The following is a 2,341-nucleotide window of genomic DNA, read 5'->3' on the forward strand; positions in this document are numbered from 1 at the left end:
GGTGGTCATGACCCGATCGAGTTGCCAAAAACAGCAGCTGAGGTCGAAGCTTTCGTAGCAGCTGTCAGGGCCAGCCCCGAGACGCACACCCACGATGCCGGTTCGTCAAAAATGGGCGAGCATATGGCCGTCCTTGATCTGGTACCCCGCGCAGAGGCCACGCATATCGCGATCGGCAATGGCGACTGGGACGATCCGGCCAACTGGCACAACGGCGAGGTTCCCGGTGATGATGCACAGGCTCTGATCCCCGAAGGCGTGCACATGACATATGATCATGTCAGTGATGACCGGCTCTTTACCGTGCGGGTTGACGGACATCTGGATTTTGCCACGGATGTGGATTCACAGCTTGTCGTCGACACGGTGGTGATCTCTCCCAGCGGGACGCTGACAATCGGCACAGAAACCGACCCGGTTGATCCAGACGTCAATGTGGACATCATCTTTGCCAATAACGGCGCGATCGACACCGATTGGGACCCAATGTTGCTCAGCCGCGGAATGGTTGCGCATGGCACGGTCGAAATCCACGGGGCCGAGAAGGATTCCCACGAAAAGGTCATCGACGATCCCCAGGCCGGAGATACCTGGCTGGATTTCGGGGAAACCCCCGAAGGCTGGGCTGTGGGCGACACAATCGTGATCGCCGGCACCAACTATGAGGGTTACATCAACTGGGACCCCCGCGTCGGGTATTCTCCTTCCGAAGACGAAGAGCGGGTAATCACGCAGATCGAGGACGGTCAGGTCTTTTTCGACACCCCGCTCGAGTTTGACCATGACACCCCGCGCGATGACCTGAAAACATCCGTGGCGAACTATACGCGCAATATCTCCTTTGAGACGGAAAACGCTGAATCCGCAGAGGTTTACGAGCGCGGGCATGTGATGTTCATGCATAACGACGATGTCGATGTGCGCTATGCGGAGTTCCACGAACTGGGCCGGACCGACAAATCCGAAACCGCTCTGAATACCAGCGAATTTGATCAGATCGATTTCGATACGAACGTCAAAGGACGCTATGCATTCCACTTCCACCGCGCCGGGGTGGATGATCCTGATGATCCGGGCATTGCCACCGGCAACGCGGTCTACGGATCGCCGGGCTGGGGCTTTGTGCACCACGATTCAAACGCCATTCTGGACAACAATGCCAGTTTCAACACCCATGGCGCGGGCTATGTTGCGGAAAGCGGCAATGAAACCGGCGCCTGGACCAATAACATCGCGATCCTTGCCAAAGGTAACAGCTGGCACGATCCCAAGATCGGCAATGACCTGGACAATTTTGACCTGGGCAGCACCGGGGATGGTTTCTGGTTCCAGGGCCGCATGGTTGAATCCTCGGACAACATTGCCGCCAGTGTGAACACCGGGTTTGTCTACTTCCACCGCGGTGGTTTTGGAGAAACCGAGAACATCAAGTTCGACGCAGATACATCGGTGATCTCGGGGGCACTCAGCTACGCCGACAAGGTTTTCCCCGATGAACACCCCATTCTGGGCTTCAATGGCAACGAAGCCTTTGCTTCCAAGGCAGGTCTCTACGTGCTCAAGGCCGAAACATCCCAGAGCCATGACGTGCACAGCGTTCTTGAGGATTTCACGGCCTGGAACGTACGCGTGGGGGCGGAGCTGTCCTATACCTCGCATTATACGCTCAAGGATTTCGATCTGATCGGAAAGGGCGGTGAGGGGGCCGGCATTCTGCTGGGAACCAATGCCACGGACATCACCATCGCTGATAGCGAGGTCACGGATTTCTATGTCGGGATGGACCTGTTCAAGAAATTCACCATCGGGGCGAGCCCCGAGGCACATGAGTACACCATCGTCAATTCCACGGTCAGCAATGCGACCATCGACTACCATAACTATGATCCGTCTTTGGACACGATCCTGTCTACCGGGGATCTGCCACTTCTTGATCCCGATGTCGTTCTCGACGGGCCTTTGACCTATAAGGAAGGCGATCCAAGTGTCGATCCGGATGCGCGGACCATCAAGATATCGGGCACGAAGAAAGACAGCCTTGGCGAAACCGAATTCTCCTCTGAGGTAGATGACTATTCCGTTGGCTGGCTGGACACGCTCAGCCTGCTGAACACGGATGGATATTATTCGACCAGTGACGGCGATAATTACTTCCTGATGGATATCTACTTCTCGGACCGGCTGACAGGAGACATCTATATCGAGAAACACCCTGTCTTCCTCGACGACAATGTCGCCGTCGGACAGGACGGGCACTGGGCCTACGGGAATGTTCCCTTCAACGGGGTTCAGGATCTGGGAGGCAGTGACGATCCAACATTTGACGCGGCAAAACTCTGGG

At 56.1% G+C, this 2,341-nt stretch carries 1 protein-coding gene; it reads left to right on the forward strand.

Annotation, left to right across the window (positions count from 1 at the left end):
• On the forward strand, positions 1–2,341 hold a 2,341-nt coding region (locus ACOTTU_RS24875; RefSeq protein WP_425662211.1), incomplete at both ends, for a G8 domain-containing protein.

The organism is Roseobacter sp. EG26 (assembly GCF_049830555.1).
In the GTDB taxonomy this organism is placed as follows: Bacteria; Pseudomonadota; Alphaproteobacteria; order Rhodobacterales; family Rhodobacteraceae; genus Roseobacter.